The 4,474-nt window shown below is 71.6% G+C and carries 6 protein-coding genes, 1 tRNA gene and 1 pseudogene; 3 read left to right on the top strand and 5 right to left on the bottom strand.

Going from position 1 to position 4,474, the window contains the following annotated elements; genetic code table 11:
• Positions 1-456: pseudogene (locus VB737_RS15110) on the bottom strand (Hsp70 family protein); the annotation flags it as partial.
• Positions 457-569: 113 nt separating this feature from the next.
• Between VB737_RS15110 and VB737_RS15105 the strand changes: the two are divergent.
• The 3 genes from VB737_RS15105 to VB737_RS15095 all read left to right on the top strand — a co-directional run bounded on the left by VB737_RS15105 (position 570) and on the right by VB737_RS15095 (position 1,794).
• The gene (locus VB737_RS15105; RefSeq protein ID WP_015110657.1) at positions 570-797 is read left to right on the top strand and encodes a DNA-directed RNA polymerase subunit omega; all 228 of its coding nucleotides are present in this window, start codon (positions 570-572) and stop codon (positions 795-797) included.
• A gap of 22 nt (positions 798-819) precedes the next feature.
• Positions 820-1,245, top strand: a complete 426-nt coding sequence (locus VB737_RS15100) for a DUF1818 family protein (RefSeq protein WP_500314169.1) — start codon at positions 820-822, stop codon at positions 1,243-1,245.
• A 294-nt stretch (positions 1,246-1,539) separates the two neighbouring features.
• The gene (locus VB737_RS15095; RefSeq protein WP_500314167.1) at positions 1,540-1,794 is read left to right on the top strand and encodes a DUF2811 domain-containing protein; all 255 of its coding nucleotides are present in this window, start codon (positions 1,540-1,542) and stop codon (positions 1,792-1,794) included.
• Between the two features lie 11 nt (positions 1,795-1,805).
• Here VB737_RS15095 and VB737_RS15090 read toward each other — a convergent pair whose 3' ends face one another.
• The 4 genes from VB737_RS15090 to VB737_RS15075 form a co-directional block, all read right to left on the bottom strand.
• Positions 1,806-2,273 (bottom strand): EVE domain-containing protein, encoded by a 468-nt coding sequence (locus VB737_RS15090; RefSeq protein WP_500314166.1) that lies wholly within the window; start codon positions 2,271-2,273, stop codon positions 1,806-1,808.
• Positions 2,274-2,285: 12 nt separating this feature from the next.
• Positions 2,286-3,704 (bottom strand): UDP-N-acetylmuramoyl-L-alanine--D-glutamate ligase, encoded by a 1,419-nt coding sequence (murD, locus tag VB737_RS15085; RefSeq protein ID WP_500314164.1) that lies wholly within the window; start codon positions 3,702-3,704, stop codon positions 2,286-2,288.
• A gap of 94 nt (positions 3,705-3,798) precedes the next feature.
• A tRNA-Val gene (locus tag VB737_RS15080) sits at positions 3,799-3,870 on the bottom strand.
• 212 nt (positions 3,871-4,082) lie between these two features.
• Positions 4,083-4,474 (bottom strand): S4 domain-containing protein (locus VB737_RS15075; protein ID WP_500314163.1); only part of this gene is annotated, 392 nt, incomplete at its 5' end.

The following is a 4,474-nucleotide window of genomic DNA, read 5'->3' as shown; positions in this document are numbered from 1 at the left end:
GTCCACCAGCGCCAGCTCGGGCACCGCCAGGTCGCGGCAGGCCCGCTCCAGCCAGGACCGGTAGCCCCGGTAGGTCTCGATCGGGGCGGTGAGCACCAACCGCTCCGGCACCAGCTCCGCCGGCAGGGCCCGCCAAAGCCCTTCCAGGAGCAGGGTGCCGGCCCTCTCGGCACTGAGCCAGCCCGCTGAGGCCCCCGTCGCCGGGGCTCCGATCTGGCGCTTGAAGTCCCGGCAGAGGCCGGGGTGGTCGCCATCGGCCAGGGCCGCCTCGAGCACCTGCCGGCCGATCAGGGGGCGTTCGGCGTCGGGGGCCTCCAGCCAGAGCAGGCTGGGCACCACGCAGGGATCGCCGCAGCTGTAGGGCGGCAGGGGCAGCAGGCCGGGGGGTCCCTGGTGGTCCTGCCAGGCCACCACGGTGGTGCTGCTGCCCAGGTCGATGGCGAGGGTTCCGCTCATGGCGAGGGTTCCGCTCTTGGGTTAATGGGTGGCTCCCCTTCTAGGCCGGTGCCGGCAGGAAAGGGCGGGCCGGTGGGCTGATCTAGGGTGTTGAGACTGATGATCAGGCCCGCATGCCGAGCAGCGAACTCAACGCCAAGGAACTGGCCCAGCGGGGGGAGAGCCTGATCCGTCACTCCAGCAACCGCTACCTGACCACCGTTCGCATCGCTTTCCGGGCCAAGCAGCGCCGCTTCGATGATTTCGACGGCCTGCTCGACGACTCGATGATCAAGCCGGTTCAGCGGGCCATCATCGAGCTCAGCGACGAGCAGGACCAACCCGACCTGCTGCCCGGCTGAGGCCACCCGCTGACACCCCGCCGTGGAGATCGGCGAGGGCCCGGGCTGGCGGTTGGTGGTGGATCCCACCCGGGCCCCCTTCATCGCCCTCATCGGCGGGGACGGCTGGGCCAGTGAACTGACCGCGGCCGAGCTGGGCGCCCTGCAGCAGGCCGCCGGCCGCCTCACGGCCCAGCACCGGGCCATGGCCGACGTCCTGATGGCCGAGGAAGCCGTGGCCATGGAGGTGGAGCTGCCGATCGGGGACCCCGAAGCCGGCGACGGCGGATCCCTGTGGCTGGGCCTGGAGGGTGACCGGCACCACTGGACGCTGCAGCTGGTGCTGACCCCCGCCCCAGGAGGCCGGGGCCTCGAGGGGTGCTGGGACGCCGCCGCCAGTGAGGCGTTCAGCGCCGCCCTGGAGCGCCTGAGACCCGCTGAGCGCGGCGTCGGGGATCAGGATTGGTGATCGTTGGCGGATTCCGCAGCCGCCCCCCCCGTTTTGCACCGTTTCTCCCCAGGGCGGCGGTGATCGCCGCTGGCCCCCGGCCCCGGATGGGGAGAAACGGCCAGCGTCGCCGGCACCGCTTGACAGGCGATGGCCGGCGCTCCTGAGGGGCGACCGCGGCCCCGTGGACGCTCGCAAGCGCCTGCGGTGGCTGCTGTCTCAGGCTGGGACGGGGCACGCCCATCCGCCGGCGGCGGCGTTTGACGCGGCCCCTCGGGTGTGGAGAAGTGGCTCACGCGCTGCCAGGAATCCGCGATGTCCCGCCCGAGAACACTGCCGCTGGACGGGGCCGAGTCTCTGGTGAGCCTGCGGGCGGATGTGCCCGCGCCGCTGCTGGAGGCCATGCGGGAGTTCATCGAGGAGCACCCCCACTGGGACCAGTACCGGCTGTTCCAGGCGGCCCTGGCGGGCTTCCTGGTGCAGAACGGGATCCGCAACCGCGGGGTGACCCGCTGCTACCTGGCCAACCTGTTTCCCGGCCACCGGGCCTTCTCGGCGCCAGCGGCCTGAGGGGGCCGGCCTCAGGCGTCCGGCTCCACCCCCAGCAGGCGGAACAGCCGGGCGGCGCTGGCGTCGCTCACCGGCAGGATCGAGAGGCGATTGCCCCGGCGCACCACCGCCAGGTCCTCGACGCTGAACGCTTCCCGCAGGGCCTCCAGGCTCAGCAGCGACGGAAAGGTGGCGCGGTAGGCCAGGCGCACGCAGTCCCAGCGCGGGGCCTCCGGCTTGGAGGCGGGATCGAAGTACTTGGAGGCGGCATCGAACTGGCTGGGGTCCACCAGCCCCGTCTCGATCACCTCCATCAGGCCGACGATGCCCGGGGGGCTGGCATTGGAGTGGTAGAAGAACGCCCGATCGCCGATCTGCATGGCGCGCATGAAGTTGCGGGCCTGGTAGTTGCGGATGCCGTCCCAGAGGGTGGTGCCCTCCGCCTGCAGGTGGTGGATGCCGTAGACGTCCGGCTCGCTCTTCATCAACCACCAGGCCATGGTGCGTCCGCCTCAGCTGTCGGTGTCGAGGGCCAGCACCAGGCGGCGGAAATGGTCGCCGCGGGCCTCGAAACTGGTGTACTGGTCGAAGCTGGCACAGGCCGGGGAGAGCAGCACCCCGCGGCAGCCGAGGGCGGGGGCCAGGGCCGCGGCGAGGGCCACCGCGCCCTCCAGGCCCTCCTCCTGCTTCACCACGCCGCCGTAGCCGCTGATCTCCAGCAGGCCGGCGAACTCCTGCCGCGCCGCGCCGTAGAGCACCACCGCGGCGGCCCGCTCCTGGAGCTGCTCCAGCCAGGCCGAGGCCTCCCCCTGCTTGGACTGGCCGCCGGCCAGCACCACCAGGGGACCCTCCAGGGCCCGCAGGGCCACCTCGGCGGCGTCGTAGTTGGTGGCCTTGCTGTCGTTGAACCAGGTCACGCCGTTGAGGCTGCGGAGGCGCTCAAGCCGGTGGGGGACACCGGGGAAGCTGCGGCAGGCGGCCTCCATCACCGCCGGCTCCAGCCCGGCGTGGAGCCCCACCGCCACGGCCAGCAGCAGATTCTGGCGGTTGTGGGCCCCGGGCATGGCCAGGGCGGAGGCGGGGAACAAGGGGCCCTGGCGGCCCCGCACCTGGTCGTCGTCGTCGATCCAGAGCACCGCATCGAGGCCCGGAGGCAGCGCCTCCCTGGGGCCGGCGGTGATCCAGTCGGCCCGGTCCCAGCTGTCGGCGTGCTGGCACAGGTCGGGATCGTCGGCGTTGAGGATGCGGATGCGGGAGTTCTCCAGCAGACGCCGCTTGATGGCCCGGTAGGCGGCCAGGGTGCCGTGGCGCTCCAGGTGATCGGGGGTGAGGGTGGTCCAGACGCCGATGGCCGGCGTGACGGCGGGGGCGGCCTCGATCTGGTAACTGCTCAGTTCCACCACCAGCCAGTCCGGGCGGGGGCCCTGCTCCAGACGTCGCTGCAGCACCACCTCGGCGGCGGCGATGCCGACGTTGCCGCAGAGGGGTGCGTCCCTGCCCGCCTGCTCCAGCAGGTGATGCACCAGGCAGGTGACGGTGGTCTTGCCGTTGGTGCCGGTGATGCCGATCCAGGGCACATCGCGGCTGGCCTGCCAGGCGGGCACGATCTCCCCCTGCACCTGCACCCCCCGGGAGCGGAGCGCCTCCAGCACCGGGTGGCTCCAGGGGATGCCCGGGCTGACCACCACCACGGCCGGAGGCAGCGGCAGGCCCCGGAACGCCTCGAGGCTCAGGGGCACCCCCAGCCGCACCGCGATGCCCTCGCGCTCCAGCTGGGCCGCCAGGTCCCGGTGCCCCGGCGTGTCACCGCTTTCGATGACCACCACCGCCTCGCCGCGGGCCTGAAGCAGACGGGCCGCCCCCAGACCGGAGCGGCCCAGACCCACCACCACCGTGCAGGCAAGAGGCGCAACGGCCTCGGCGGGGCTCACGCTGGCAGGCTCACATTCAGGATCGGCCGAGGGTAGCAGCGTAGGGATCGCTGAACTCCATCGGCCCTGAATCCGTGGAATTGAGCTCTATCAATGGGCGATACTGGAATCGAACCAGTGACTCCTACCGTGTCAAGGTAGTGCTCTACCTCTGAGCTAATCGCCCGCATTCGGAATCACCGAAGCGGCGCCGAAGTCGCACATCGACCGTGAACATCACGGGAAAAACCGGGATGTTTCGCCGTTCAAGTGAGTGGTCATCGGCGGGAAGGAAACGCCACCGGCAGCTGACCTTTCACAGTCGATCTGTCGGATCCGCTCCACCCAGGTTTTCCTACTCGCCGGCCTTCCCTCCTGTCAACTTGCGCCGCCGGTCCCTCAATGGCGCTCCAGCCGGATCCGGTAACGCTCCCGCTTGGTGGCTTCGATCGCCAGCACCTCCAGCTCGCCCCGCCCCTCCAGCTGGACCCGCGCCCCCACCGCCAGGGGCTGGCTGGGACTGCTGACCACCTTCCAGTCGAGGCGGACGGCCCCCTGGCGGATCAGGGTGGCCATGCGATTCCGGGACAGCCCGAAGCCGGCCGAGGCCAGGGCATCCAGTCGCAGGGAGGCCTCCACCGTGGTGAGCTGGCGGGGCAGCCGTCGGGCCGGCAGCTGCAGCGCCTCGATGGGCCGGGCCTCGAACCGCACCGGCACCGTGCGCACCAGGCCCTCGCTCCCGTCCAGCCGCCGGGCCAGGGCCTCGCTGACGATCGCCTGGCCGCCCCGAT

The sequence above is a fragment of the Synechococcus sp. BA-120 BA3 genome, from assembly GCF_034931285.1.
Taxonomy (GTDB): domain Bacteria; phylum Cyanobacteriota; class Cyanobacteriia; order PCC-6307; family Cyanobiaceae; genus Cyanobium.
This window is presented reverse-complemented; position numbering and strand designations above follow the sequence as displayed.

What these genes read in the sequence shown, in the direction of transcription:
- VB737_RS15090 (WP_500314166.1), bottom strand. Translation starts at nt 2,273, where the DNA reads ATGGCCTGGTGGTTGATGAAGAGCGAGCCGGACGTCTACGGCATCCAC.
- VB737_RS15095 (WP_500314167.1), top strand. Translation starts at nt 1,540, where the DNA reads ATGTCCCGCCCGAGAACACTGCCGCTGGACGGGGCCGAGTCTCTGGTG.
- VB737_RS15105 (WP_015110657.1), top strand. Translation starts at nt 570, where the DNA reads ATGCCGAGCAGCGAACTCAACGCCAAGGAACTGGCCCAGCGGGGGGAG.